The 26,105-nt window shown below is 72.8% G+C and carries 28 protein-coding genes; 9 read left to right on the top strand and 19 right to left on the bottom strand.

Annotated features, from left to right (window positions below; all coding sequences use genetic code 11):
• The first annotated feature begins 19 nt into the window (after positions 1-19).
• A complete protein-coding gene (locus J3P38_RS07930; RefSeq protein WP_210439279.1) occupies positions 20-1,210 on the top strand; it encodes a RimK family alpha-L-glutamate ligase in 1,191 nt (396 codons plus the stop codon).
• 238 nt (positions 1,211-1,448) lie between these two features.
• Here J3P38_RS07930 and J3P38_RS07925 read toward each other — a convergent pair whose 3' ends face one another.
• The 6 genes from J3P38_RS07925 to J3P38_RS07900 all read right to left on the bottom strand — a co-directional run bounded on the left by J3P38_RS07925 (position 1,449) and on the right by J3P38_RS07900 (position 6,447).
• Positions 1,449-1,850 carry a hypothetical protein gene (locus J3P38_RS07925; RefSeq protein ID WP_210503205.1) on the bottom strand — a complete coding sequence of 134 codons (402 nt, stop codon included), beginning with the start codon at positions 1,848-1,850 and terminating at the stop codon, positions 1,449-1,451.
• Positions 1,847-2,206: a hypothetical protein gene (locus J3P38_RS07920; protein ID WP_210439277.1), complete on the bottom strand. Its 360-nt coding sequence runs from the start codon at positions 2,204-2,206 to the stop codon at positions 1,847-1,849. Before J3P38_RS07920 ends, J3P38_RS07925 begins: the two co-directional genes overlap by 4 nt.
• A 400-nt stretch (positions 2,207-2,606) precedes the next feature.
• Positions 2,607-4,853, bottom strand: coding sequence for a heavy metal translocating P-type ATPase (locus J3P38_RS07915; protein WP_210503204.1), 2,247 nt, complete (start codon positions 4,851-4,853; stop codon positions 2,607-2,609).
• A complete protein-coding gene (locus J3P38_RS07910; RefSeq protein ID WP_210503203.1) occupies positions 4,843-5,844 on the bottom strand; it encodes a hypothetical protein in 1,002 nt (333 codons plus the stop codon). Before J3P38_RS07910 ends, J3P38_RS07915 begins: the two co-directional genes overlap by 11 nt.
• A complete protein-coding gene (locus tag J3P38_RS07905; RefSeq protein WP_210503202.1) occupies positions 5,844-6,050 on the bottom strand; it encodes a heavy-metal-associated domain-containing protein in 207 nt (68 codons plus the stop codon). The genes J3P38_RS07910 and J3P38_RS07905 overlap by 1 nt, the downstream gene beginning before the upstream one ends.
• A gap of 94 nt (positions 6,051-6,144) precedes the next feature.
• Positions 6,145-6,447 carry a metal-sensitive transcriptional regulator gene (locus J3P38_RS07900; protein ID WP_210439273.1) on the bottom strand — a complete coding sequence of 101 codons (303 nt, stop codon included), beginning with the start codon at positions 6,445-6,447 and terminating at the stop codon, positions 6,145-6,147.
• A gap of 188 nt (positions 6,448-6,635) precedes the next feature.
• Between J3P38_RS07900 and J3P38_RS07895 the strand changes: the two genes are divergently transcribed.
• A complete protein-coding gene (locus J3P38_RS07895) occupies positions 6,636-7,271 on the top strand; it encodes a helix-turn-helix transcriptional regulator (protein ID WP_210439272.1) in 636 nt (211 codons plus the stop codon).
• Between the two features lie 12 nt (positions 7,272-7,283).
• Here the strand turns inward: J3P38_RS07895 and J3P38_RS07890 are convergent, their stop codons facing one another.
• The 3 genes from J3P38_RS07890 to J3P38_RS07880 form a co-directional block, all read right to left on the bottom strand.
• Positions 7,284-8,084, bottom strand: coding sequence for a glycerophosphodiester phosphodiesterase family protein (locus J3P38_RS07890; RefSeq protein WP_307807795.1), 801 nt, complete (start codon positions 8,082-8,084; stop codon positions 7,284-7,286).
• Positions 8,085-8,217: 133 nt separating this feature from the next.
• Positions 8,218-8,604 carry a tetratricopeptide repeat protein gene (locus J3P38_RS07885; protein WP_210439271.1) on the bottom strand — a complete coding sequence of 129 codons (387 nt, stop codon included), beginning with the start codon at positions 8,602-8,604 and terminating at the stop codon, positions 8,218-8,220.
• Between the two features lie 119 nt (positions 8,605-8,723).
• Positions 8,724-9,479: a hypothetical protein gene (locus J3P38_RS07880; RefSeq protein WP_210503201.1), complete on the bottom strand. Its 756-nt coding sequence runs from the start codon at positions 9,477-9,479 to the stop codon at positions 8,724-8,726.
• A gap of 111 nt (positions 9,480-9,590) precedes the next feature.
• On the opposite strand from J3P38_RS07880, the gene J3P38_RS07875 reads away from it, so the two are divergent.
• The 4 genes from J3P38_RS07875 (at position 9,591) to J3P38_RS07860 (ending at position 12,534) form a co-directional block, all read left to right on the top strand.
• On the top strand, positions 9,591-10,748 hold the full coding sequence (locus tag J3P38_RS07875; protein WP_210503200.1) for an LLM class flavin-dependent oxidoreductase: 1,158 nt from the start codon (positions 9,591-9,593) through the stop codon (positions 10,746-10,748).
• A complete protein-coding gene (locus J3P38_RS07870; RefSeq protein WP_210503199.1) occupies positions 10,745-11,407 on the top strand; it encodes an FMN reductase in 663 nt (220 codons plus the stop codon). Before J3P38_RS07875 ends, J3P38_RS07870 begins: the two co-directional genes overlap by 4 nt.
• 108 nt (positions 11,408-11,515) lie before the next feature.
• Complete coding sequence (locus J3P38_RS07865; protein ID WP_210439267.1) at positions 11,516-11,932, top strand: PRC-barrel domain-containing protein; 417 nt, start codon at positions 11,516-11,518, stop codon at positions 11,930-11,932.
• Between the two features lie 176 nt (positions 11,933-12,108).
• A complete protein-coding gene (locus J3P38_RS07860; protein ID WP_210503198.1) occupies positions 12,109-12,534 on the top strand; it encodes a VOC family protein in 426 nt (141 codons plus the stop codon).
• A 25-nt stretch (positions 12,535-12,559) separates the two neighbouring features.
• On the opposite strand, the gene J3P38_RS07855 is transcribed toward J3P38_RS07860, so the two are convergent.
• From J3P38_RS07855 to J3P38_RS07830, 6 genes are all read right to left on the bottom strand, one after another.
• Complete coding sequence (locus tag J3P38_RS07855) at positions 12,560-13,354, bottom strand: alpha/beta hydrolase (protein WP_210503197.1); 795 nt, start codon at positions 13,352-13,354, stop codon at positions 12,560-12,562.
• Between the two features lie 53 nt (positions 13,355-13,407).
• On the bottom strand, positions 13,408-14,928 hold the full coding sequence (locus J3P38_RS07850) for an SDR family NAD(P)-dependent oxidoreductase (RefSeq protein WP_210503196.1): 1,521 nt from the start codon (positions 14,926-14,928) through the stop codon (positions 13,408-13,410).
• A 55-nt stretch (positions 14,929-14,983) separates the two neighbouring features.
• Positions 14,984-15,634, bottom strand: coding sequence for a response regulator transcription factor (locus J3P38_RS07845; RefSeq protein ID WP_210439263.1), 651 nt, complete (start codon positions 15,632-15,634; stop codon positions 14,984-14,986).
• 76 nt (positions 15,635-15,710) lie between these two features.
• Positions 15,711-16,460, bottom strand: coding sequence for a response regulator transcription factor (locus J3P38_RS07840; protein WP_246849974.1), 750 nt, complete (start codon positions 16,458-16,460; stop codon positions 15,711-15,713).
• 155 nt (positions 16,461-16,615) lie between these two features.
• Entirely contained in the window at positions 16,616-17,449 is an 834-nt protein-coding gene (locus tag J3P38_RS07835) for a response regulator transcription factor (RefSeq protein ID WP_210439261.1), read from the bottom strand.
• A 170-nt stretch (positions 17,450-17,619) separates the two neighbouring features.
• Positions 17,620-18,570, bottom strand: coding sequence for a GNAT family N-acetyltransferase (locus tag J3P38_RS07830; protein ID WP_210503195.1), 951 nt, complete (start codon positions 18,568-18,570; stop codon positions 17,620-17,622).
• Between the two features lie 105 nt (positions 18,571-18,675).
• Here J3P38_RS07830 and J3P38_RS07825 point away from each other — a divergent pair, with 105 nt between their 5' ends.
• Positions 18,676-20,415, top strand: coding sequence for a DEAD/DEAH box helicase (locus tag J3P38_RS07825; protein WP_307807794.1), 1,740 nt, complete (start codon positions 18,676-18,678; stop codon positions 20,413-20,415).
• A gap of 144 nt (positions 20,416-20,559) precedes the next feature.
• Here the strand turns inward: J3P38_RS07825 and J3P38_RS07820 are convergent, their stop codons facing one another.
• The gene (locus tag J3P38_RS07820) at positions 20,560-21,129 is read right to left on the bottom strand and encodes a YceI family protein (RefSeq protein WP_210503193.1); all 570 of its coding nucleotides are present in this window, start codon (positions 21,127-21,129) and stop codon (positions 20,560-20,562) included.
• A gap of 176 nt (positions 21,130-21,305) precedes the next feature.
• Complete coding sequence (locus J3P38_RS18055; protein WP_282595336.1) at positions 21,306-21,431, bottom strand: hypothetical protein; 126 nt, start codon at positions 21,429-21,431, stop codon at positions 21,306-21,308.
• 247 nt (positions 21,432-21,678) lie between these two features.
• Between J3P38_RS18055 and J3P38_RS07815 the strand changes: the two genes are divergently transcribed.
• Positions 21,679-21,939 carry a hypothetical protein gene (locus J3P38_RS07815; RefSeq protein WP_210439257.1) on the top strand — a complete coding sequence of 87 codons (261 nt, stop codon included), beginning with the start codon at positions 21,679-21,681 and terminating at the stop codon, positions 21,937-21,939.
• Positions 21,940-21,951: 12 nt separating this feature from the next.
• The gene (gene glmS / locus J3P38_RS07810; protein WP_210503192.1) at positions 21,952-23,775 is read left to right on the top strand and encodes a glutamine--fructose-6-phosphate transaminase (isomerizing); all 1,824 of its coding nucleotides are present in this window, start codon (positions 21,952-21,954) and stop codon (positions 23,773-23,775) included.
• Positions 23,776-23,925: 150 nt separating this feature from the next.
• On the opposite strand, the gene J3P38_RS07805 is transcribed toward glmS, so the two are convergent.
• Entirely contained in the window at positions 23,926-25,497 is a 1,572-nt protein-coding gene (locus tag J3P38_RS07805; protein ID WP_210503191.1) for a glycerol-3-phosphate dehydrogenase/oxidase, read from the bottom strand.
• Entirely contained in the window at positions 25,498-26,088 is a 591-nt protein-coding gene (locus J3P38_RS07800) for a TetR/AcrR family transcriptional regulator (RefSeq protein WP_210503190.1), read from the bottom strand.
• Between the last annotated feature and the right edge of the window lie 17 nt (positions 26,089-26,105).

Raw genomic sequence — 26,105 nt, 5'->3', positions numbered from 1 at the left:
GCGTGCTTGTATGACGCCCGTGAAGCTCGCCATCCTCTCCCGCGCCCCGCGCTCCTACAGCACCCAGCGGCTCCGGACGGCAGCCCTCGACCGTGGCCACGACGTGAAGGTGCTCAACACGCTGCGCTTCGGCATCGACCTGTCCGGCGACGAGCCCGACCTGCTGTTCCGCGGCAAGCAGCTCTCGACGTACGACGCCGTGCTGCCGCGCATCGGCAACTCGATCACCTACTTCGGCACCGCCGTGGTGCGCCAGTTCGAGCAGATGGACGTCTACACGCCCAACACCAGCTACGGCATCGCCAACAGCCGCGACAAGCTGCGCGCCACGCAGATCCTGTCGCGCCACAAGATCCCGATGCCGGCCACGACGTTCGTGCGCGACCGCGCCGACGTGATCCCGGCGATCGAGCGGGTCGGCGGCGCCCCGGTGGTGATCAAGCTGCTCGAGGGCACGCAGGGCATCGGCGTGATCCTGGCGCCGACCCTCAAGGTCGCCGAGGCCATCATCGAGACGCTGCAGAGCACCAGGCAGAACGTGCTCATCCAGCGGTTCGTCAAGGAGAGCAAGGGCCGCGACATCCGCGCGCTGGTGGTCGGCGACCGGGTGGTGGCGGCCATGCGCCGGGTCGCACAGGGAGACGAGTTCCGCTCCAACGTCCACCGCGGCGGCAGCGTGGAGGCGGTCGAGCTCGACGAGGAGTTCGAGCGCGTCGCCGTGCGGTCCGCGCAGATCATGGGGCTCCGGGTCGCCGGCGTCGACATGCTGGAGGGCCGCAAGGGCCCGCAGGTGATGGAGGTGAACTCCTCGCCCGGGCTCGAGGGCATCGAGACCGCGACCAGGCTCGACGTCGCCGGCGCGATCGTCGACTACATGGCTAACCAGGTCGCCTTCCCCGACATCGACGTACGCCAGCGGCTGACGGTGTCGACCGGCTACGGCGTGGCCGAGATCGTCGTGCACGCCGGCTCGGAGATGGTCGGCAAGAGGCTCGGCGAGTCCGGCCTCGACGAGCGCGACATCACCGTGCTGACGCTGCACCGCGGCACCCACGTCATCCCGAACCCCCGCAACAAGACCGTGCTCGAGGGCGAGGACCGGCTGCTGTGCTTCGGCAAGCTGGAGGAGATGCGCTCGATGATCCCCGACCGCAAGCAGAAGCGGGTCCGGCGGCTGATGAAGAAGCACCTGCCGCCGGAGAGCCACTGACCTCGGCGGTCGGGCGGCCGGCGGCGCCGGACGACTGCACCCTCAGCGTCGTCGACTTCTCGGTCCTCCCCCACCTCGGCGCGTTCCCGGAGAACTCGCCGTCCGAGGCGGAGCGGTGGGCAGCCGGGTCGGCGGACCGGCGTACGCGATCGACGAGCAGACCGCGATCCGGGTCGTGGACGGGTCCCTCGAGGCGGTCTCCGAGAGGAGTGGATCCGGTTCGGCGCCTGGCGCCGCCTCAGGGCCGCGGCCGCGTGTGCCACAGCCACGCGATGCCGGCGAAGGGGAGCACCAGGGGCAGCCAGCCGTAGCCGGCGCCGTACGCCGACCACACCGTCTGGTCGGGGAAGAGCTCGGGGTCCAGGACCGTGAGCGTGCCGACGGTCAGCACGCCGACGAGCTCGAAGCCCACCGCGGCCCACGCCAGCCGGCGCGGGTTGGGACCGAGCTCGGCGAGGCCGATCGTGGCCGCGACGTACACGAGCCCGGCGACGGCCGAGAGCGCGTACGCCAGGGGCGCCTCGTCGGCCTTGGTGAGCAGCTGGACGAGCGAGCGCGCGGTCGCGGCGAGCGCGAACACGCCGTAGACGGTGACGAGGGCGCGGCCGGCGCCTGTGCGGGTGGAAGGGTTCGTCCTCATGACGGCCAGACCTGCATGACGCGCAGCACGACGAAGGCCTGCGCGAGTCCGGCGACCAGCAGCACCGCGGTCGCGCCGCGGCTCCGCTCGGCCAGCGACCACACGAAGCCGATGGGCAGCAGCACCAGACCGGCCAGCAGGTAGCCGAACAGGGTGACGACCGCGCCTCCGGAGAGGTCCACGCCGCCCACCTGCACCGCGGCGACCACCAGCAGCACCAGCGTCGCCGCCTCGACCACGCCGGCGAGCCCGAGCAGGCCCCAGTCGGGCGTGCGGTCGAGCACGACGTAGACCAGCACGACCGCCGCGAACAGCAGGGAGCCGACGAGCAGCGCGAGGGGCAGGGGTCCGTCCACGAGGGCCGATTGTCCCAGACGCCTCGCGGCGGGCTGCCCCGCGCCGACCCTCCGCCCCCGGCGGCGGTGGGTGAGGCAGGTTCTTGAGGTGCGAAACCTGCCTCACGCACCGCCGGGGGAACGCGGCGTGGCGAGCGGTGGGTGAGGCAGTTTTCGGAGGCGCGAAACCTGCCTCACGCACCGCTGAAGAGGCGGCGGCGTGGCGAGCGGTGGGTGAGGCAGGTTCTTGAGGCGCGAAACATGCCTCACGCACCGCTGGAGAGGCGGCGAAGCGGTCAGCGGTGCATGAGGCAGGTTTTGAAAGCGCAGAACCTGCTCCACGCACCGCTGAAGAGGCGGCGGCGTGGCGAGCGGCGGGTGAGGCAGTTTTCGGGAGCGCAGAACCTGCCTCACGCACCGCTCAGGCGACCGAGGAGCGGAACCCCCGCAGCCGGAGGCTGTTGGTCACCACGAAGACGCTCGAGAACGCCATCGCCGCACCGGCGAGCATCGGGTTGAGCAGCCCCGCCGCGGCCAGCGGCAGGGCGGCGACGTTGTAGGAGAACGCCCAGAACAGGTTGCCCTTGATCGTCGACAGCGTCCTGCGGGCGAGGCGGATCGCGTCGACGGCGACGAGGAGGTCGCCGCGCACGAGCGTGAGGTCGCCGGCCTCGATGGCGACGTCGGTGCCGGTGCCCATCGCGAGACCGAGGTCGGCCTGCGCGAGCGCCGCGGCGTCGTTGACGCCGTCGCCGACCATCGCGACGACCTTGCCGGCGGCCTGGAGCCGCTGCACCTCGGCGACCTTGTCGGCGGGCAGCACGTCGGCCACGACCGTCTCGATCCCGACCTGCTCGGCGACGTGGCGGGCCGCCGCCTCGTTGTCGCCGGTGAGCAGGACCGGTTCCAGCCCGAGGTCGCGCAGGCGGGCGACGGCCTCGGCCGACGTCGGCTTCACGGTGTCCCCCACCACCACGACGCCGCGCGCCCGCCCGTCCCAGCCCACCGCGACGGGCGTACGACCGGAGGCCTGGGCCCGCTCGACGGCCGCGCGCAGGTCGTCGTCGAGGTGCTGTGCCCACTCGGCCAGCAATTGCGGGCGACCGACCACGACGGCGTGACCCTCGACGAGGCCCTGCACGCCGAGCCCCTCGCGGCTGACGAAGTCCTCCACCGGGGGCAGCCGGTCGCCGGTGCCGGCGATGGCCCGGCCGATGGGGTGCTCGGAGGCCTGCTCGAGGGCGGCGGCGAGGCGGCGTACGTCGTCGACGGACTCGCCGTCGGCGGCCACCACCTCGTGGACCGTCATCTCGCCCGTGGTCACGGTGCCCGTCTTGTCGAGCACGACGGTGTCGACGCGGCGGGTGGACTCGAGGACCTCCGGGCCCTTGATGAGGATGCCGAGCTGGGCGCCGCGGCCGGTGCCCACCATGAGCGCGGTGGGCGTGGCCAGGCCGAGCGCACACGGGCAGGCGATGATGAGGACGGCGACAGCCGCGGTGAAGGCGGCCGTGGCGCCGCCGCCCGCCCCGAGCCAGAAGCCGAGGGTCGCGACCGACAGGCCGATCACGATCGGCACGAAGACGCCGGAGATCCGGTCGGCGAGGCGCTGGACCTCCGCCTTGCCGTTCTGCGCGTCCTCCACCAGGCGCGCCATCTGGGCGAGCTGCGTGTCGGCTCCCACCCGCGTCGCGCGGACGACGAGCCGCCCGCCGGCGTTGACGGTGGCGCCGACGACGGCATCGCCCGGACGCACCTCCACCGGCACGGACTCGCCGGTGAGCATCGACGCGTCGACCGCGGAGGTGCCCTCGACCACCTCGCCGTCGGTGGCGACCTTCTCGCCCGGACGGACGACGAACTCGTCGCCCACGACCAGCTGGTCGACCGGGATGCGGGTCTCGCGACGCTCGCCGGACGGGGTGTCGCGCAGCACCGCGACGTCGCGCGCTCCGAGCTCGAGCAGGGCGCGGAGCGCGGCACCGGCCTGCCGCTTGGAGCGGTGCTCGAGCCAGCGGCCGGCGAGGAGGAACGTCGTCACCCCGGCCGCGGCCTCGAGGTAGATGTTGGCCGCGCCGTCGGTGCGGTCGATCGAGAGCCGGAAGGGGTGGGTCATGCCGGGCTCGCCGGCGGTGCCCAGGAACAGCGCCCACAGCGACCAGCCGAAGGCGGCCAGCACGCCGAGCGACACGAGCGTGTCCATCGTCGTCGCGCCGTGGCGCAGGTTGGTCCACGCGGCGCGGTGGAAGGGCCACGCGCCCCAGACGACGACCGGCGCGGCAAGGGTGAGCGAGGCCCACTGCCAGAAGGTGAACTGCCACGCCGGCACCATCGCCATCGCGACGACCGGGATGCTGAGCGCGGCGCTGACCAGCAGCCGCTGCAGCAGGGGGTCGCGCTCGGACCCGGTGGTCGCCGTCGCCGCGTCGGGGGCTGCCGGCAGCGCGGCGGCGTACCCCGCCGCCTCGACGGTGCGCAGCAGGTCGTCGGTGGAGACCGTCCGCGGGTAGGAGACCTTCGCCTTCTCGGTGGCGTAGTTGACGCTCGCGGTGACCCCGTCGAGCTTGTTGAGCTTGCGCTCGATCCGGTTGGCGCACGAGGCGCAGGTCATGCCGGTGATGGCGAGCTCGACGTCGCTGAGCTGGGCCGGGGAGGTGTCAGTGGTCATGGTCGTCCTCCTCGTGCTGGCTCGGGTGCTGGCTCGGGTGCTGGGTCGGGTGCTCGGTGGTGGCGTCGCCCCGCGCGGCGCCGGAGGCCACGGTGAACGCGACCGTCCGGACCGTGCCGCGGTGCCGGAAGTCGAGGAACAGGCGGTACGTCGCGGGCTCGGGGAACCCGGTGGCGAAGTCGATCCCCGGCCCGGGCGCGCCCTCCTCGGGGTGCACGTGCAGGTAGCCGAGGTCGCCGGCACGGATCGCGACGAGGTGTACGTGGGCGCCCAGGTAGGGCTCGAGGTCCGTGACCGGCTCGCCGTCCAGCTCGATGCGGGTGGTCAGCACCGTGGGCGCGCCGGGAGCGGTGTCGCCGGTGAGGGTGACCGTGTAGGTGCCCTGGTCGGTCCGGAGCGTCGCCGTGCGGTCGTCGACGGGGAGGTCGGCCGGCGCGAACGTCCCGGCCACGGCCACGTCGTCGGCCAGCGTGGTGCCGTCACGGTCCTCGGGGGTGAAGTCGGCCACGACCCGCCACGCGCCCGGCGTGAGGCGAACCCGCGCCGACCACGTGCCGGTGGACCGGTCGAGCGTCGGGTGGACGTGCTGGAACCCGGTGAGGTCGCGACGTACGACGATCAGGTGGAGGTCCTTCTCGTGCTCGCGGGTGTAGTCGAGCAGCGGCCGGCCGCTGGACGTCAGCACCCGGAAGTCCAGCCGCTGACGACCGGGGCGCAGGGTGCGGTCCGCGAGGGCGAGGGTGAGGCCGTCCGCCCGGGCGGTGAGCCCCGAAGCCGCGGCGACGCCGGCTGCGTGCGCGCCGTGCCCGTCCGCGGCACCGCGACCCGCCGCGTCCGCCTGCTCGTCGTGGGCGGACACGCCGGCCATGCCGCCGTGGGCGGCGACGGGCTCGGTGTCCAGGGGGCCGACGAGCCGGCCCCCGCCCCACGCCACCGCGAAGGCGGCGGCGAGGGCGGTGACGAAGGCGACGACGCGCACGGGGGTGCTCATCAGGCGAGCGTGTAGCCGGCCTCCTCGACGGCGGCCCGGACGGCCGACTCGTCGAGGGGGGCGGTGCTGGTCACGGTGACGGCGCCGGTCTCGACGACGACGTCGACGTCCTCGACGCCGGCGATCTCGGAGATCTCCTCGGTGACCGACGCGGCGCAGTGCTCGCAGGTCATGCCGGTGACGGCGTAGGTCTGGGTCTGGCTCATGGTGGGCTCCTGGTCAGGCGGTGGGATGGGGTCAGGCGGGTCGGGCTGGTCGGACGGTGTGCGGGCGGGAGTGCGCGGTGGGGAGCCTGGCGGCTCAGGACCTCACGAGGCGCGCGATGGCCTCGGACGCCTCCTTGAGCTTCTGCTCCTGCTCAGCGCCTCCCTCGCGGGCGGCGTCGACGAGGCAGTGCGCCATGTGGTCGTCGAGCAGCGAGAGCGCCAGCGCCTGGAGCGCCTTGGTCGCGGCCGAGACCTGGGTCAGGATGTCGATGCAGTACTTCTCCTCCTCGACCATCCGCTGGATGCCGCGGACCTGGCCCTCGATCCGGCGGAGTCGCTTCAGGTGGGCCTGCACCGCGTCGGCGTTGCCCTCGAGGTGACCGTGCTGCTCGCTCATGCCGTCGACTATACCCCTAGGGGGTATCAGTTCCAAACCGGCCAGGCTCACCCGTGGGGGTGTAGTCGCGTGGGGGCCGGTCGACGGCGACGCATGAACCGGGCCGGCGCGGTCTACTGTCCTTGTGACGGCTGGGGGGTCGTCGAGGAGTGGACGGTCCACGCCTCCTGGACGACTGGGGACCCCTCATGGACATCCGTGTCGCGCTGCTGGGCGGCGACGAGCTCGTCAGGCGCGGTCTGGACAGCATGCTCAAAACGCTGGGCGGCTTCGAGCTGGTGTCGGTCAAGGACCGCGCACGCACGCCCGTCGACGTCGCGCTGGTCGAGACCTTCGGAGCGCCCCGGGGTGACACCACGCTGCAGCGCGCGGTCGCCGACCCCTTCATCCGGCACGTGGCGGTCTACACGTGGAACCACCAACCGGGGTTGTCGCACGAGCCGCTCGCGCACGGTGTCGCGGGCTACCTCTCCAAGAGCCTGAACGCCGCCCAGCTCGGGCGGGCCCTGCGGAGCATCCACCTCGGGGAGACGGTCGTGGCGCCGCTGCTGCCGGTCCTGCCGACCAAGGAGCTCCGCTCGACCACGCAGGTCGACCTGCTCACGGTGCGCGAGCGGGAGACGCTCGCCCACATCGCGACCGGGAAGAGCAACGACGAGATCGCCCGGCAGATGCAGATCTCGCTCAACTCGGTGAAGTCCTACATCCGCAACGCCTACCGCAAGACCGGGGTGCAGAGCCGCAGCCAGGCGGTGCTGTGGGCCGTCTCGCACGGCCTCGGCGCCGAGGCGCTCGCCGACCTGTCCGTGGGCGACCCCGCCTGAGGGTCGGGGGCGCTACCGCGGCGCGGGGGCCGCGGGGCGCACGGGCGCGGGCCGGGACCACTCGCCGCGCGCGATCAGCACCTCGCGGAGCACGTCCGGCCGGTCGGTGATGATCCCGTCGACGCCCATGTCGAGGAGTCCGCGCATCGTCGCCGGGTCGTCGACGGTCCAGACGACGACGCGGATGCCGAGCTCGTGGGCTCGCGCGATGACCCGATCCGAGTGGATCGGCAGCCGGCCCAGCCGCATCGGCACGTGCGCGAAGGCGCCGCCCGCCGGCCCGATCCCCGGCGGTCGTACGCCGCCGCGCGAGCAGGCGATGAGCGTCGTCAACGACCGCCAGCCGAGCGCCGTCGTGACGCCCGGCGCGTCGTCCTGGAGGCGGCGCAGCCACCGGCTCCACGCGCCGGCCACGCAGACGCGCTCCGCCCACCCCGGGTGCGCACGCAGGAGCCGCGCCATCGCCCCGATCGAGGCCTCGCTCTTGAGGTCGATCGCGAAGCGCGCGTGCGGGAAGGTCGCCATCGCCTCGACCAGCGTGGGCACCTGGTCGGTCCCGTGCACCCGCAGCCGGCGGAGGTCGGCGAGGTCGAGGTCGGCGACCCGGCCGCGGTGGCCGGTGACGCGCCTGAGCGTCGCGTCGTGGAAGCAGACCACGTGCCCGTCGCGGGTGGTGTGCACGTCGGTCTCGAGGTGGGTGAGGCCGAGGGCGGTGGCGCGCCCGAAGGCTGCCAAGGTGTTCTCGGGGGCGAGCGCCATGCCACCGCGGTGGGCGATGGCCAGCGGTCCAGTGTGGTCGCCGTAGCTGGTCACGTCCCCAGCATGGGCCGCTCGCAGGACGCTGTCGCGCCCGCGAGGCGCCCTGCGGCGAGTGTTCACCCAGCCTTCGCGCGGAGGTCCGGGAGGCGTCGTACGTCAGCTCCCGGACGCGCCGTCGCGGGCGCGCTCAGCTGCGGTAGCCGCCCAGCAGCTCGGCCAGGCGCAGGTGCGGCTGGGCCTCGTCCTTGCGGCCCTGGCGCTGCATCGCCCGGCCCAGGAGCAGGTGGGCGTAGGGCTCGTTGGGGTCGTGCTCGAGCAGCTCGGTCGCGACCCGGATGGTGCCCTCGAGCTGGGCGGAGTGGAACAGCGAGCGCGCCAGCAGCAGGCGTACGTCGGTGAGCTCGTGCACGACCTCACCGTGGTCGTCGAGCAGCTCCGTCAGCAGCACGGCGGCCTCGCGGTAGGCGCGCTCCTCGAAGAGCGTCTGCGCGCGGACCCAGCGGTCGTGGGTGGTGTCCTCGAGCAGGCCCGCGTGCCCGCGCAGCAGGTCCTCGAAGGGGGTGAAGTCGGTCATCGTCGCTCCTCTCGCACGGCCCGGTGGCGGGTCGGTCACATCGATGACATCGATGGTGCCCCGCTCAACGCCCGGGACGCGGGAGGCATTCCTCGGGCGCGGCGCCGCGAGGGTGGGCGTCAACGCGGCAGCTCGTCGCTCCAGTCGTGGCGGAACTTCCTCATGACGACCCGGACCCCACGCAGTGCCAGCCGGTGCACCTTGCGCGCGGCCCTGCGCTCGGCGGTGGAGTCGGCGACCGCGAGCGCTGCGGCGAGCCGGCGATCCGCGGCGGCCGTCGTGGCCGGCGTGACGGTGAAGGTCTTCCTCCGGGCCACCCGGCCGGTGACCGTCGCGGTGAAGGTCGTCCTCGTGTGGGTGAAGGTGTAGGGCTGGTTGCGCCAGGCCTCCGGGACGGCCGCGGAGTCGGGCACGGTGCCGCTCTCCACGTCGCGGAAGACCATCGCGTCCAGCACCCGGTGCCGAGCGTGACGGATCGGCTCGGTGCCACCAGCGCCGGTCTGCGAGCTGTGGCCCTCCATCTCGCCCTGGCTCACGCCGCCCACGACCAGCTCGCCCATCAAGGCCATGTCCGAGCCGTGGCCGGTGAGCTCGTGGCCACCTCGCACCCGGCCGTCGACGCTGAGCAGGTCGCACCGGGTCCCGCTCGCGAAGACGAGCCGCTCGGCGGTGAGGGTGAGCGAGCGGATCTGTCGCACGCGGTGGCTCTTCGCCTGCGTCACCGTGTAGGCGCCGAGGGCGAGGTCGTCGTGGTTGTCGGCCGCACAGGCGGCGGTACGCCAGTCGCCCGGCGCCGCGGCATGCGCCGCCTGGCCCATGGGGGCGAGGGCCGCCAGGGTCGCGAGGGCGGCGATCGAGGCCAGGGAGGAGCGCATGGGACGCGAGCGTAGGTGGGCGCCGGCCACCGTGCAGCCGAACGCGCGGAATACTGGGCACGCCAGGCCCGTTGAAGGTCGTACAATCTTCAACCACCACCGGAGGACATCATGCAGTTCGGCATCTTCAGCGTCGGCGACGTCACCACGGACCCGACCACGGGGCGCACCGCGTCGGAGGCCGAGCGCATCGACCTGATGACGAAGGTCGCGCTCAAGGCCGAGGAGGTCGGGCTGGACGTCTTCGCCACCGGTGAGCACCACAACCCGCCCTTCGTCGTGTCGTCCCCGACCACGCACCTCGGCTACATCGCGGCCAAGACCGAGAAGCTGCTGCTCTCCACCAGCACGACGTTGATCACCACCAACGACCCGGTGAAGATCGCCGAGGACTACGCCTTCCTGCAGCACCTGTCGGGCGGGCGCGTCGACCTCATGATGGGCCGCGGCAACACCGGCCCGGTCTATCCCTGGTTCGGCAAGGACATCCGCGACGGCATCAAGCTCGCGGTCGAGAACTACCACCTGCTGCGCAAGCTGTGGCGTGAGCCGGTCGTCAACTGGCAGGGGCAGTTCCGCACGCCGCTGCAGGGGTACACCTCGACCCCGGCGCCCCTCGACGGCACGCCGCCCTTCGTGTGGCACGGGTCGATCCGCAGCACGGAGATCGCCGAGCAGGCGGCCTACTACGGGGACGGGTTCTTCCACAACCACATCTTCTGGAACAAGGAGCACACCGAGCAGATGGTGCGGCTCTACCGGCGCCGCTTCGAGTTCTACGGCCACGGCGCGGCCGACCAGGCCGTCGTCGGTCTCGGCGGGCAGGTCTTCATGGCCTCGAGCGAGGCGGAGGCCAAGCGCGTCTACCGTCCCTACTTCGACAACGCCCCGGTCTACGGCCACGGCCCCTCGCTGGAGGACTACACGAAGATGACGCCGCTGACCGTCGGCACCCCCGAGCAGGTCATCGAGCGCACCCTCGGCTTCGCCGACTACGTCGGCGACTACCAGCGGCAGCTGTTCCTCGCCGACCACGCCGGCCTGCCCGAGTCGCTGGTGCTGGAGCAGGTCGAGATGCTCGGCACCGAGGTCGTCCCCGTGCTGCGCGCCGAGTTCGAGCGACGCCGCCCGGCGCACGTGCCGAGCGACCCGCCCACCCACGCCTCCCTCGTCGCCGCCGGCGCAGACGCCCCGCACCACCTCGTCGAGCCCGCCCGCGCGCACGTGGAGAAGCTGCAGGCCGAGCAGGCCGCCGAGGCCACCGCATGAGCCGGCGCGTCGTCGTCGTCACGGCGGGACTGACCGTCCCGTCGTCCACCCGGCTGCTCGCCGACCAGCTGGCCGAGGCCGCCTCGGCGCAGGTGACGGCACGGGGCGAGGCCCTGCAGGTGCAGTTCGTGGAGCTGCGCGAGGTCGCCGGTGAGCTCGCGCAGTTCATGGTGACCGGCGGCATCCCCACCCCCCGGCTCACCGAGCTGCGCGAGCAGGTGGCCGCCGCCGACGGCCTGATCGCCGTGACCCCCGTCTTCAACAGCAGCTACAGCGGGCTGTTCAAGATGTTCTTCGACGCCCTCGACAAGGACTCGCTGACCGGTACGCCGGTGCTGGTCGCGGCCACCGCCGGGACGGCCCGCCACTCGCTGGTCCTGGACCACGCGATGCGGCCGCTGTTCGCCTACCTCCGCGCGGTCGTGGTGCCGACCGGCGTCTTCGCCGCCACCGAGGACTTCGGCAGCCACGGCCTGTCCGAGCGGATCGCCCGCGCGGCCTCCGAGCTCGCCGCGCTGGTGGTGGGCCGCGACGGCTACGGCGTCGGCGGCTTCGGCCCCGACCTCGCGGCCCGCCCCCGGCGTACGTCCGGCGCGCAGGTCGAGGCCGAGGTGACGCCGTTCGGCGACCTGCTGCGCGGCCACTCCGGCTCCGACTGACGCAGGTCCGGCTCACGTCCCCCGCGACACCCACCCCGACGCGGGTGGTGGCGGGTGCGGCGGCATGGTTGCGTCGGGGGGACCGCACCGCCGAACCTGGAGGAGACCATGAGCGACATCGTCTGGAGCTACCGCGACAGCGAGTGGGCCGAGGACCGCGACCTGGTGGGCTACGACGTCGAGGGCGAGGACGGCTCGCTCGGCACGGTCGACCAGGCGACCGCCGACACCGACGGCGCGTGGCTCGTCGTCGACACGGGCTTCTGGATCTTCGGCAAGAAGCGGGTGATCCCCGCCGGCACCGTGGTCGGCATGGACCACGAGGGACGCCGCATCATCGTCAACGTCAGCAAGGACCAGGTCAAGGACGCCCCGGACTACGACGAGGGGACCTGGGACGAGACGTCGCGGGGCCTGCACGCCGAGCACTACACGCAGCGCACCGGCCACGAGAACCGCGAGGACCTGCCCGGCGACTCCTGGTCGACGGGCGAGGGCGCCGGCGGGAACGTGGGGGAGCGATGAGCCCCGTGCGCATCCGCCCGCTGGGCGGCGGCATCGGCTGCCTGATGATGATCCTGGTGTCGGTCGTGCTCTCGGTGCTGCTGACGGTGCTGCTGAACATGGGCCGCTGAGCCTTCCGCCGTCCGCCGCCGCTGGCTAGCGTGGTGCTCGCCGTCCGAGCGTGCGAGGAGCGTCCCGTGACCACCAGGCTGAACCCCTACCTGAACTTCCCCGACGGCAGGGCTCGGGAGGCGATCGAGTTCTACCGGTCCGTGCTGGGCGGCGAGCTCGAGGTGATGACCTTCGGCGACATGGGCACCGGGGGCCCGTTGGCCGACCAGGTCATGCACGGCCAGCTGGAGACGCCGTCGGGCTTCACGCTGATGTGCGCCGACGCGCCCGCGGAGATGGTGCAGGTGACCTACGGCGACAACGTCTCGGTCAGCCTGTCGGGCGGCCCCGAGGACGCCGACGAGATGCGCGCGTGGTTCGCGGGCCTCTCCGAGGGCGGCGACGTGCGTCAACCGCTCGAGCCGGCGCCCTGGGGCGACGAGTTCGGGATGTTCGTGGACCGGTTCGGCATCAGCTGGATGGTCAACATCGCCGGCGCTCCGGCGGGCTGAGCGGGGAGGCCGGACCGCCCGCCGGTCAGCGCGCGTCGAGCCAGGCGACCGCCTCGTCCCGGACCGGCTCCGGCACCACGTGGCCACCGTCGAACTCGTGGTACGTCACGTCGTAGCCGGCGTCCTCGAGCGCCGGGACGATGCGGCGGCTGCAGCGATCGATGGGCAGAACCCGGTCCGCGGTGCCGTGCGAGACGAAGAAGTCCGGTCGACCGTTCGTCGTCCCGGCGGCCTGGAACCCGGGTGAGAACGCGATGACGGAGTCGAAGACGTCACCGTTGCCGATCCCCAGCGACAGGGCGTAGCTCGCGCCGTCCGAGAACCCGCCGATGGTGAAGCCGCGGAGCGGGTAGGCGGCCGCGAGCTCGGCCAGCAGCCGGTCCAGGTTGCGGACGTCGGGACCGTAGCCGCCTCCGATGACGTCCCACGTGGTGGAGGTCGACTTCGGGGCGAGCACGAGCAGCCGGTGCGCGTCCGCCGCGCCACGCAGTCGGTCGAGGGCACTGCGAGCGACACCGCCGGCGCCGTGGAGCATCACCACGAGGCGCAGCGGCTCCCGGCCGTCGAGCGCAGGCACGTGGAGCTCCGCGGGCGGCGCCCCGCCGCCCCCCGACATCGCGAACGTCCCCGTTCGTCCTGTGGCGGCTCGGGGCTGCTCCGGCGGCCGGAACGCCAGGCGGCCCCGCCGCACCTCGGCGGTCGACGCGTCCATCGCGGGGCTCCTCTCGTCCACCCCCGGCTCCCGGCCGCAGGCACCGAGCGTGGCGGTCATCGACACCGTCGCGCCGCCGACCAGCACGGACCTGCGACTGAGGCTCACCGCCTGTCGTTACCCAGCCGTGGCCGGGCCATGCCGCGGCGCCGCGCCGGCGCTCACCACGGCGAGGGCTGGTAGTCCTTGACGAAGCACCCGAAGAGGTCGGTGCCCGCCTCGCCGAGCACGATCGGGTCGTAGACGCGGGCCGCCCCGTCGACGAGGTCGAGCGGCGCGTGCCAGCCCTCGGCGGCGATCCGGAGCTTCTCGTGGTGCGGACGCTCGTCGGTGATCCAGCCGGTGTCGACCGCCGTCATGAGGATGCGGTCGGTCTCGAACATCTCCCCCGAGCTGGTCCGGGTGAGCATGTTGAGCGCGGCCTTCGCCATGTTGGTGTGGGGGTGCCCGGCGCCCTTGTAGCGGCGGCTGAACTGCCCCTCCATCGCCGAGACGTTGACGACGTACGACCGCCCCGACGCGGCCGCCGACGCGGCTGCGGCCAGGGCCGGGCGCAGCCGGGACACCAGCAGGAACGGTGCGATCGAGTTGCACAGCTGCACCTCGAGCAGCTCCAGCGGGTCGATCTCGCCGACCGTCTGGGTCCACGAGTTGCTGACCTGCACGTCCGGCAGCAGGCCGCCGGCGTCGACGGCGGTGCCGGCGAGGTGGGCGTCGAGGGAGGCGTGGCCGGCCTTCAGCGCCAGCGCGGTGAGCGTCGCGGCGTTGTGGGCGGCACGTGCGTGCTCGCGCGACTCGCCCTCGTGGTGCGCGACGGCGGTGTCGCGCAGGGCCCCGGCGATGGCGGCGGGGTGGGCCTCGGAGACGTGGTCGAAGGTGACCAGCTCGGGCAGCGCGACCCCTACGGGCAGCGGACGGGACTCGCCGTCGACGAGCGGCGCGTAGGCGCCGGGCGTGCGACGCACGGTCTGGCAGGCGTTGTTGACGAGGATGTCCAGCGGTCCGGCGGCCGCGACGTCGTCGGCCAGCGACAGCACCTGCGTGGGGTCGCGGAGGTCGATGCCGACGACCTTGAGCCGGTCGATCCACTCGTGCGAGTCGGGCAGCGCGGAGAAGCGGCGCACCGCGTCCCTGGGGAACCGGGTGGTGATGGTGATGTGCGCGCCGTCGCGGAGCAGGCGCAGGGCGATGTACATCCCGATCTTCGCCCGCCCACCGGTGAGCAGCGCGCGCCGGCCGGTGAGGTCGGTGCGCTGGTCGCGCTTCGCGTGGCTCATCGCCGCGCACGTGGGGCACAGCCAGTGGTAGAACGCGTCGACCAGCGTGAAGTCCTGCTTGCAGATGTAGCAGCCGCGGGCGGTGATCAGCTCTCCGGCGAAGGCGCCGGTGGTGCCTGGCACCAGCGGGATGCCCGCGGTCTCGTCGTCGATGCGCATCGGGGAGCCGGTCGCGGTGCGCTCGATGATCCGCTGGTCGTGGCGCTGCCGCTCGAGGCGGATCTCGGCGCGACGCTGCTTCTTGAGCTGCTTGTACATCCAGGACGCGGCGCGCTTCACCGTGCGTACGTCGTCGTGGTCCGGCGGCAGCGCGGACACCTGGCGCAGCACGTCGAGCGCGACCGCCAGCTTCTCGGGGTCGACGCCGGCGGGGCTGTCGAGGACGACGGGTTCCGGCTGGGTCACCGGAGCAGGGTACGGGCCGCGACCGCCGCGGTCGCCGGCTCCCCGGCTCCGACGGTCACGCCTCCCGGGCGGGCGAGCCGGTGATCCGGACCCGGTCGGCCCGCATGCCGTGCTCGACGCCCCACAGCACCGCCTTGGAGCGCGAGTCCACGTCGATCTTGCGGTACGCGGAGCGGATGTAGGACTTGATCGAGTTGAGCGAGAGCAGCGTGCGCTCGGCGATCTCCTGGTTGCTCAGTCCCATCGTAATCAGCGACAGCACCTCCGCCTCGCGGGCGGTGAGGCCCTCCTCGCGCCCGGGCCAGTCGCCGCCGACCAGGGAGGAGCGTCCGCGCGACGGGGAGACCACCAGCTGGCCGGCGGAGATCGCGGCGAGCGCGTCGACGAGCCGCGCCGCGGGCAGGCTCTTCGCGAGATAGCCGCGCACCCCCAGGTCGAGGGTCTCCCGGGTCAGCCACGGCTGGAAGTTCCACGTGTACACCGCGACGGTGCGCACCTGAGGGTTCTGGACCAGCTCGCGCACCGCCGAACCGTTGCCCTGACCCATGCCGAAGGTGTCGTAGAGCGCCACGTCGACCGGGTGGGCGACCGGCTTGGACGCGGCCAGCTCGACCACCTCGACCCGGTGGCCGTAGCTGCGGAGCATCGCGTCGAGGCCGCGCACGACGACCTCGTCGTCGTTCACGAGCGCGACCCGGATGACCATGTGTTCAACGTACTGCGGTTCGGCGGCCGTGAACCGTTTTCCGGCGACCGGGCTCACCGGGCCCTGCCGGCCGCGCTCAGGTGCAGCAGGGGTCGTAGCGGAAGCCCACGCCGCGGATCGTGCGGATCCACTGGTTGCCGGCGGCCGCGTGGCGCAGCTTGCGACGCACGTTGGCCAGGTGCACGTCGACGACGTGTGTGCTGTCGGGGACGTAGTCGCTCGCCCACACCGCGCGCATCAGGTCGTCGCGCGCGATGACGACACCCGGTCGGTTGACCAGGTGCGCGAGCAGGTCGAACTCCGTGCGGGTCAGGTCGACCTCCGCACCCTTCACGAGCACCTCGCGAGCGCTCTCGTCGAGGACGAGGTCGTCGCAACCGGGCGGGGGGGTCCACGCCGGCGGCTCCGCCCGCCTCGCCGGAGGGGCGGCGGCGGCCACGGCCACGGCCGGGTCGGTGCCTCGTGGGCGACGGAAGAGCGCCGCCACGCGGGCCTGCAGCTCGCGCATCGAGAACGGCTTGACCAGGTAGTCGTCCGCCCCCACCTCGAGCCCGATGAGCCGGTCGACCTCCGCGGAGCGACCGCTGATCACGATCACGTAGCAGTCGCTCACGGTGCGGATCTGGCGGCAGACCTCGACGCCGTCGATGTCCGGGAGCGTGAGGTCGAGCGTGACGAGGTCGGGAGCAGTGCCGTGCACCAGTGCGAGGGCGTCGGCGCCCGTGGACGCCACGACCGTGTGGAACCCGGCCTGCTGCAGCACCTGGGAGATGGCGTCGCCGAGATCAGGGTCGTCCTCGACGACCACGGCGCTACGTTCGTCCATCATCACCTGTGCTCCCGGTTGAGGAGTCAACCACCTACCCGGTCCCGCCGGGGCCGAAACGCGGAATCCCGGCCGCCGTGCACGAGGCCGGCCCCGCGATCGTAGGCGGCCTCCCCCTGCTCGGCGCCCGGTTTCGCCGTTCGGAGGCGTCGTCCTCAGAAGTCGAGGCCGCGTGCCCAGTCCTCGGAGTCGATCCGGGCGACGAGGTAGGGCCCGCCGCCCGCGCGCCGGTCCTGCTGGCCGCCGTCCTCGCGGTCCATCCGGTAGCCGATGCCGCGGATCGTGTGGATCCAGGTCGCGTCCGAGTGGCGCCGCAGCTTGCCGCGCAGGTTGGCCACGTGCACGTCCACGAGGTGGTGGTCGTGGGTGAGCGCGCTGCTCCAGATCGCCAGCACCATCTCCTCGCGGGTGCAGACGCGCGAGAGGTGCCTGGCGAGGTACTCCAGGACGTCGTACTCGATGCGTGTGAGCTCGACGATCGTGCCGTCGATCTGCACCTCGCGGCGGGCCGGGTTGATCACGAGCCCCGCCCCCGCGGAGATCGTGGCCGGCTCGTCCGCCGGCTGCGACGGGCTGGGCACGTGCGGCGCCGGGCGCGCCGGCTCGTCCGCCGGCGCCCCCGAGCGGGGCCGCCGGAACAGCGCTGCGACCCGGGCCCGGAGCTCGCGCGGCGAGAAGGGCTTGAGCACGAAGTCATCGGCGCCGACCTCCAGGCCGATCAGCTTGTCGACCTCGTCGGAGCGGGCGGAGACGATCACGATGTAGCAGTCGCTCGTCTCGCGGATGCGGCGGCACACCTCGATGCCGTCCATGTGCGGGAGCGTCAGGTCGAGCGTGACCAGGTCGGGCGGATCGGCGGCTGCGACGCCGACCGCCTCCCGTCCGTCCCGTGCCGACGTCACCCGGAAACCCGCCCCCTCGAGGGTCTCCACCAGCGCTGACGAGATGTCCGGATCGTCCTCGACGACCAGAGCATGAAGTTCCTGCACGACAACCCCCACAGAAAAAGCGAGACAAGGGCCCCACGCCCCCGCCGTGTCGCCGCCCGAGCGGCGTCGATTGATGCTAATGCCACACACGGTTCAGGCCTAGAGGCGTTTCCGTGGGTGAACTCCTGTCTAGACCGCGCGAATCGACGGAAACTTTTGCTGCGAACTCGTCAGGATGCGGTTTCCACGGAGCTCAGGTCGACGGCGCGGTTGACCCAGACGCCCTTGGCCACCATGCCGACCTTCTCGTAGAGGCCCAGGGCTCCGGTGCGCGAGTCCGTGCTCAGCTCGGAGGTGGTGGTGCCGTGGGCGCGGGCCGTCGCGAAGGAGTCGACGAGCAACGCCTGCGCGAGCCCCCGGTTGCGCTGGTCGCGTCGGACCGCCAGCCGGTCGACGTACCCGGTCCGGCCGTCGTCGGCCACCAGCACCAGGGAGACGCCGACGACCCGTGCCTCGGGGTCGAGCGCCACGCGCAGGTTCCACGGCTCGAAGCCGGGCCGGCCCAGCGTGGCGGCCCCGAAGTCCTCGAATGGCTCCCGCTCGCGCACCGACCACTCGAGGAAGGCGTCCTCGAGCACGTCGTGGGCGGCCCGGAGCTCCTCGGGCCGTGCCGTGCGGACGGCGTACCCCTCGGGCAGCTCCCGGTCCGGGATCGCCGCGCCCTCGGGCAGCCGGAGCACCCAGCTCGTCCACCGCACGCGGTAGCCGAGGGACTCCAGGAGCCGGTCGCCCGGCGAGCCCTCCGGGACGGGCATGCCGAGGACCGGGGAGCCGAGGCTGCGCCCGAGGTCCTGGAGCCAGTACGCCAGCCAGGTGCCGATCCCCCGACCGCGGTGGCTGGGCAGCACCGCGGTGTCGGCGCGGTCGACGCCCATCAGCTCGGCGTACGCCACGAGGGTCTCGCCGTCCCAGACGCCGACCGAGCGGGCGCCGAGGTCGTGGCTCGGCTTGGCCCAGTCGCCGACGAGGTCGGCCTCCTCGATGACGACCTCGCCGACGTCCTCCTGCTCCTGCGCGGCGATGAGGAGGTGCACGTCGCGGGCGTCGGACGTCCGCAGCGGTCGGGTGGCGAGGCCGGCGGGGAGGGGCGGGCGCGCCTGGCGGGAGGGCTGGTCGGGCATGGGAGGAGTGTGCTGCCTCACGTGGTGCGCTGTCGCGCGCTTATCGGGGCGGCAGCGGCCGTCCGGGGAATGCGTGGTTCCCCCGTGAGGCCCTACCGTTGGAGCGTGAGTGACGACCAGCCCGCAGCACCCGAGCAGACCTTCTCCGACCTCGGCCTCTCCGCCGAGGTGCTGAAGGCGCTGGCGGACGTCGGCTACGAGTCGCCCTCCCCGATCCAGGCGCGCACCATCCCGCCGCTGCTGGAGGGCCGCGACGTCGTCGGTCTCGCGCAGACCGGCACCGGCAAGACCGCCGCGTTCGCGCTGCCGATCCTCTCCCGGCTCGACCGCGACCAGAAGACCCCGCAGGCCCTCGTCCTCGCGCCCACCCGCGAGCTGGCGCTGCAGGTGTCGGAGGCCTTCGAGCGCTACGCCGCCCACCTGCCGGGCGTGCGCGTGCTGCCCATCTACGGCGGCCAGGGCTACGGCGTCCAGCTCTCCGCGCTGCGCCGCGGCGTGCACGTCGTGGTCGGCACCCCCGGCCGCGTCATGGACCACCTCGACAAGGGCACCCTCGACCTGAGCGAGCTGCGCTTCCTCGTCCTCGACGAGGCCGACGAGATGCTCAACATGGGCTTCGCCGAGGACGTCGAGACCATCCTCGCCGACACCCCGGCCGACAAGGACGTGGCGCTGTTCTCCGCGACCATGCCCAAGGCCATCCGCCGCATCGCGGAGAACTACCTGACCGAGCCGGTGGAGATCTCCGTCAAGGGCAAGACCTCGACCGCGGCCAACATCACCCAGCGCTACCTGATCGTGTCCTACCCGCAGAAGGTCGACGCGCTCACCCGCATCCTCGAGGTCGAGAACTTCGAGGCGATGATCGTCTTCGTCCGCACCAAGAACGAGACCGAGACGCTGGCCGAGAAGCTCCGGGCCCGCGGCTTCTCGGCGATGGCGATCAACGGCGACGTCGCCCAGGTGCAGCGCGAGCGCACGGTGAACCAGCTCAAGGCCGGCAAGCTCGACATCCTCGTGGCCACCGACGTCGCCGCGCGCGGGCTCGACGTCGACCGCATCAGCCACGTGGTCAACTACGACATCCCGACCGACACCGAGTCCTACGTCCACCGCATCGGCCGCACGGGCCGCGCCGGGCGCACCGGCGACTCGATCGCCTTCGTCACCCCGCGTGAGCGCCACCTGCTGCGGGCGATCGAGAAGGCCACGCGCCAGCCGCTGACCCAGATGCAGCTGCCGACCGTGGACGACGTCAACGCCACGCGCCTGTCCCGCTTCGACGACCAGATCACCCAGGCGCTGGCCGAGCCCGAGCGGATCGAATTCTTCCGCGACGTGGTCTCGCACTACGTCAGCGAGTACGGCGTCGCCGAGGTCGACGTGGCAGCCGCCCTCGCCGCCGTGATGCACGGGGAGCAGCCCCTGCTGCTCGAGCCCGAGCCCGAGCCGCGGGGACGCACGTTCGAGGAGCGCGCCAGCCACGGCGGCAAGGCCGACCGGTCGGCCTCCCGAGGCCCGCGGGAGTCGCGCAGCGGCGTGCCCATGGCGACGTACCGCCTCGCGGTCGGCAAGCGGCACAAGGTCGAGCCGCGCCAGATCGTCGGAGCGCTCGCCAACGAGGGCGGCCTGTCGCGCGGGGACTTCGGCTACATCTCGATCAAGCCCGACTTCTCCCTCGTGGAGCTGCCCGCCGACCTGCCCCCGGGCACGCTCGACCGGCTCGCCGGCACCCGGATCTCCGGCAAGCTGATCGAGATCAAGGCCGACGACGGCCCGCCGCGCAGCCGTCCGAGCGGTCACCGCAAGGGCGGCGGCTACCAGGGCAAGCGCCCCCGCGACTGAGCCGGCGTCCCGGCAGCGGTGCCCCGCGGCGACCGCACGTCGGTCCACGCACCGCGTCCACGCCCGAACGCGGAGGAGCCCCGCCGCGACCGGGGGTCGCAGGCGGGGCTCCTCGAGGACTCCAGGGCCGGGAGGCCCGAGGCGTCAGGCGTTCTGGATCGCCGAGACGTCGAACTCGAGCTTGATCTTGTCCGAGACGAGGACGCCGCCGGTCTCGAGCGCGGCGTTCCAGGTGAGGCCCCACTCCTTGCGGTTGATGGTGGTCTCGCCCTCGAAGCCGACGCGGAGGTTGCCGAAGGGGTCGCGGGCCGAGCCGGTCTGCTCGAACTCGATCGTGACGGGCTTGGTGACGTCCTTGATGGTGAGGTCGCCGGTGATGGTCCACGTGGTGCCGTCGCGCTGCACGTCGGTCGAGGAGAAGGTGATGTTCGGGTAGGTCTCGGCGTCGAAGAAGTCGCCGGACTTGAGGTGGCCGTCGCGGTCGGCGGTGCCGGTCTCGATCGAGGCGACGTCGATGGAGAGGTCGACCTTGGAGGCGCTGGGGTTGGCCTCGTCGACGTGAGCGGTGCCGCTGAACGAGGTGAACTGGCCGCGGACCTTGGTCACCATGGCGTGGCGCGCGACGAAGCCGAGGCGGCTGTGCGTGACGTCGATGGTGTAGTCGCCGGTGGTGTTGTCGATGGCGGTGGTGGGGGCGTCGAAACCGGTGGTCATGAGAGCTCCTGAGTCGGGGTGTTGGTAGAAGATTCAACCACTGGAACGGACCGCGGTCCAGTTTCATTCCCCGGCGCGAGGATTTTTCCCGCCGCGCCCGAGCCGGGCGTCGCCGCTGGGCCGAAATGCCGGCGAGCCACGCCCCCGTGGGGCGTGGCTCGTCTCTGGGACCGAGGTCAGGCGGCCTGCGCGGCGACCGCGGTGGCGACCGACCAGCGTGCCTCCATGCGGGTGCGACCCGACGCATCCGTCACGGCCACCCAGGTGCAGACCGGAGCTCCGGTCATTGACTGCTTGCTCATGTGACACCTCCCGTTCACCTTCCGTTCACTCACGGTACCACAGCCCCACCCACGCACCATCGTGGTCGCGAGACATCCCGCTCGTCCCCCACTCGGTGGACGGAATCCGCGGCTGGCGGCCCTCGGTGCTCCACCTCTTTCGCAGCAGTGGTGCGGCTTGGTCGAGAACCTGGCGCTACGGAAACTGTTCTTGCCCGGATTCGGGCAGGAAGTTGCACGACGACCGGCCTCGGCCCATGCTCGGGGAGTGCCCGACCCCGCTCTCGTCTCCCACGTCGTCGCCACCACGTCGCTGACGCCGGGAGAGGCGGTCCGGGTGATCGAGGACGTCATCGCCTTCCACGCCCAGCCGGTGGAGGACTACGTCCGGATGCGTCACGCCCACCTCAAGGCGTACGGCGCCAAGAACCCCGAGATCTTCGCCGCCATCGCCGAGGAGCTCGGCAGCCGGGTCGTCGCGCCGCCGGAGCTCTCCGAGCGGCAGCTGCGCCGGATCGTCTACGGATAGGAAGCAAGAACTATGTGCGGAATCGTCGGCTACATCGGGCGCCAGGACGCGGCGCCCGTCGTCCTCGAGGGTCTCACCCGCCTCGAGCACCGCGGGTACGACTCGGCGGGGGTCGCCGTGCTCGGCGGCCGCGGGATCCGGGTCGCCAAGCAGGCCGGAAGGGTGCGCGACCTGACCGCCGCGCTGCCCAGGCGTCTCGCCGGCACGACGGCGGTCGGCCACACCCGGTGGGCGACGCACGGCCCCGCGACCGACGTCAACGCCCACCCGCACACCGACGAGTCGGGACGCGTCGCGGTCGTGCACAACGGCATCATCGACAACTCGGCCGCCCTGCGCGCCGAGCTCACCCGCGCCGGGGTCGAACTCGCCAGCGACACCGACACCGAGGTGCTCGCGCACCTGGTCGCTCGCAGCGACGCCGACACGCTCGAGGGCAAGGTGCGCGACGCCCTCCGTGCGGTCGTCGGGACGTACGGCCTCGCCGTGCTGCACGCCGACTTCCCCGACCGCATCGTCGTCGCCCGCAACGGCAGCCCGCTGGTCGTGGGGGTGGGCGACAAGGAGATGTACGTCGCCTCGGACCTCGCCGCGATCGTGCGCCACACGACCACGGTCGCGGTGCTCGACGACGGCGAGATGGCCACCGTGACCGCCGCGGGCTTCAGCACGATGCGGCACAGCGACCTCGCCTCGACCGGCAAGACCGCCGCACAGGTCGACATCGACGCTGCGGCGTACGAGGCGGGGGAGCACGAGTCCTACATGCGTAAGGAGATCCTCGAGCAGCCCACCACGGCGCAGGCGGTGCTCCGAGGTCGGCTCGACGAGCGGTTCGGCACCGCGCACCTCGGCGGCCTGGAGATGGACGCGCGCGACCTGCGGGCGGTGCGCCGGGTCAAGATCCTCGGCTGCGGCTCGGCCTACTACGTCGGCCAGATGGGCGCCGCCCTCGTCGAGGAGCTGGCGCGCATCCCCGCCGACGCCGAGGCCGCCAGCGAGTTCCGCTACCGCGACCCGGTGATCGAGCCGGACACCCTCTACGTCGCGGTCAGCCAGTCCGGGGAGACGATCGACACCATGCTCGCGGTGCAGGAGGTACGCCGCAAGGGCGGGCGCTGCGTCGGCCTGGTCAACGTCGTCGGCTCGGCGATCGCGCGCGAGTGCGACGGCGGGATCTACCTGCACGCCGGGCCCGAGGTGGCCGTCGCGAGCACCAAGGCCCTCACCAACATGTTCCTCGGCTTCGCGCTGCTGGCGCTGCAGCTCGGCCGGGTGCGTGACCTCTCGATCGCCGACGGCAAGCGGCTCGTGGCCGGCCTGGAGCGGCTGCCGGGCCAGATCGAGGAGGTCCTCGCCGGCGAGGCCGACCTCGTGGACGTCGCCCACGAGCTCGCCGAGGCGCGCAGCCTGTTCTTCATCGGCCGGGTGCGGGGCTTCCCGGTGGCTCGGGAGGGCGCGCAGAAGTTCAAGGAGATCAGCTACCGCCACGCCGAGGCCTACCAGACGTCCGAGCTCAAGCACGGTCCGCTCGCCCTCATCGACCCGGAGGTGCCGACGGTCGCGCTGGTGCCCCGGGACGAGCTGACCGAGCGCAACGTCGGGGCCCTGCACGAGATCGCCGCGCGGAGGGGTCCCCTCGTCGTGGTCACCCACGAGGACGTCGACCTCGGTGAGATCGGCGCCCGCCGGATCGTCGTCCCCCGCAACGAGCCCGAGCTCGACCCGGTCCTGCTGACGATCCCGCTGCAGCTGCTCGCCTACCACGCGGCGCTGCACCTCGGTCACGACATCGACAAGCCCCGAAACCTCGCCAAGTCGGTCACCGTCGAGTGAGCCCCGGGGCGTCGCTCCGGGCCCGGAATGGACTGGCCGCCCCTTGCCGCATGGGGTCGGCAAGGGGCGCGCCGGAGAGAACCTTCCCACCCGGCTCCCGTCCTGTCCGGAATTCCTCCGAAGTCGCCCGGGATTCCGGTGTGGCCGGCGTCACGTGCGGTGCAGGCGCGGGTCACGGGCGCCCTGTCGCGCGGCGCGGACCAGCTCCAGCGCCCGTCTGGCGAGCGGCTCCGCGACGACCCGGTCGGCGGCGACCAGCCCGACCCGGGTGCGCCGGTCGAGCAGGTCGTCGACGTCGTGCGCGCCCTCGTCGGTGACGGCGAACACCAGCTCGGCGAGGGTCACCGGCACGTCGTCCGAGGCCGGCGCGAGTAGGTCGTCGTCGGGGAGCCCGGTCACCCCGCGGGCCGTGGACAGCACCAGCTCCGCGTCGGTGCCGAAGCGGCGTACGAGCCGGGCGTCGGCGTCGAGGCGCCGCAGCTCGTCGGGGGGCGCTGCGCCCAGCAGCGGCAGCGAGGACGTGCGGCACGGACCGGCGTCGAGGCGTCCGTCGGCCACGAGCGCGTCGAGCGTGTCCTGGGCCATGCGGCGGTAGGTCGTGAGCTTGCCGCCGACCACCGTGGTGAGGCCGGTGTCGGAGGTGAGGATCGCGTGGCGGCGCGACAGGTCCGACGTCGACCGGGTGCCGGGCACCTCCAGCAGCGGCCGCAGCCCGGCGTACGCCCCGACGACGTCGGCACGCGTCGGCGGGCTGGCGAAGGCGGACGCCACCACGTCGAGCAGGAAGTCGACCTCGGCCTCGCTGGGCACCGGGACGTCGGGCACCGGTCCGGTCGCCGCCTCGTCGGTCAGGCCGACGTAGAGCGTGCCGTCCGGCTGCGGCAGCACCATCGCGAAGCGCGCGCTCGTCCGGGGGATCGGCACCATCACGGCGACGCGCGTGTGGGGGAGGGTGGACGCGCGCAGGACCAGGTGGGTGCCGCGGCTCGGACGCAGCCGCACCTCCTCGTCGAGGCCGCCGGCCCACACGCCGGTCGCGTTGACGACCGCCCTGGCGCGCACGTCGTACGCCACCCCGGTGAGCTCGTCGCGCACCGCGACGCGGGTGCCGGTCGCCGCGGTGACGCGGGCGCGGGTGCGCAGGTCGGCCCCGAGGGACGCCGCGGTGCGGGCGACCGTCACGACGAGGCGGGCGTCGTCCTCGAGCTGCCCGTCCCACGCGAGCAGGCCGCCGCGGAGGGCGTCCGCGCGCAGCGACGGGGCGAGGCTCAGGGCCTCGGTCGCGTTGAGCAGGCGCGGCCGGGGGAGCGTGCGCGCGCTCGTGCGGGCCGTGCGCCTGAGCACGTCGCCGGCGTGGAGCCCGGCCCACGTCATCGCGGCGCGGGCCCGGGTCAGGTCGTGGCCGACCGGGGTGAGCATCGGCAGCGGGTGCACGAGGTGCGGAGCGGTGACGTCCATCAGGATGCCGCGCTCGACGGCGCTCTCGTGGGCGATCGCGAGGTGTCCCCGGGCGAGGTAGCGCAGGCCGCCGTGCACGAGCTTGGACGACCACCGCGAGGTCCCGAACGCGAGGTCGTGGGCGTCGAGCGCGAGCACCGTCAGCCCGCGGGCCGCCGCGTCGAGCGCGAGGCCGGCGCCGGTGATGCCGAGGCCGACGACCACCACGTCCACCTCGTCCCGGATCCCAGCGAGCCCCGGGGTGATCGCGCGGCCCGGCGGCATTCAGGGCTCCAGGGTCCGGGTGATGAGCCGGGCGTACTCCGCGTCGAGCTCGGTGAGACCGATCCGGTCGTCGGTCATCGTCATCGCGGAGAACACGAAGCCGTGCCCGGCGAGCGTCAGGGTCCGCGCCAGCAGCACGGGGTCGCCCGGCCGGATCGCGCCGGCGGCCTGCCCGCTCGCGATCTCGGAGGCGAGGATCTCGATCAGCGCCTCCTGCGACCGGCCACGGCGGTGCAGCAGGTAGGGGAGCATCAGGTCGGGGTCGAGCTCGACGATGCGGACGAAGAGCTCGTTGTCGCGCAGCGCTCGCACGGTGCTGAGCGCTGCGGCGGCGATGCCCGCCGGACTCGTCGTGTCGTCCGCCGCGACGCGCGTCGCTGCCGCGACGGCGACCCACTCGCGGGTCATCAGGTCGCCGAGGAGGGAGCCCATGTCGGGCCACGCGCGGTAGATCGTCATCCGGGAGACCCCGGCGCGCCGGGCGACCTCGGTGAGCGTCGTGCGGCGCCACCCGAGGTCGAGGATGCAGTCGCGTGCGGAGTCGAGGTACGCGTCGAGCCGCGGGTCGGTTGTGTGACGAAGTGACGACATGTGTCACACTGTAACGC

It is taken from the genome of Nocardioides xinjiangensis (genome assembly GCF_017916455.1).
In the GTDB taxonomy this organism is placed as follows: domain Bacteria; phylum Actinomycetota; class Actinomycetes; order Propionibacteriales; family Nocardioidaceae; genus Nocardioides; species Nocardioides xinjiangensis.
The sequence above is the reverse complement of the archived record's forward strand: the minus strand, read 5'-3'. Positions and strand labels throughout refer to the sequence as shown.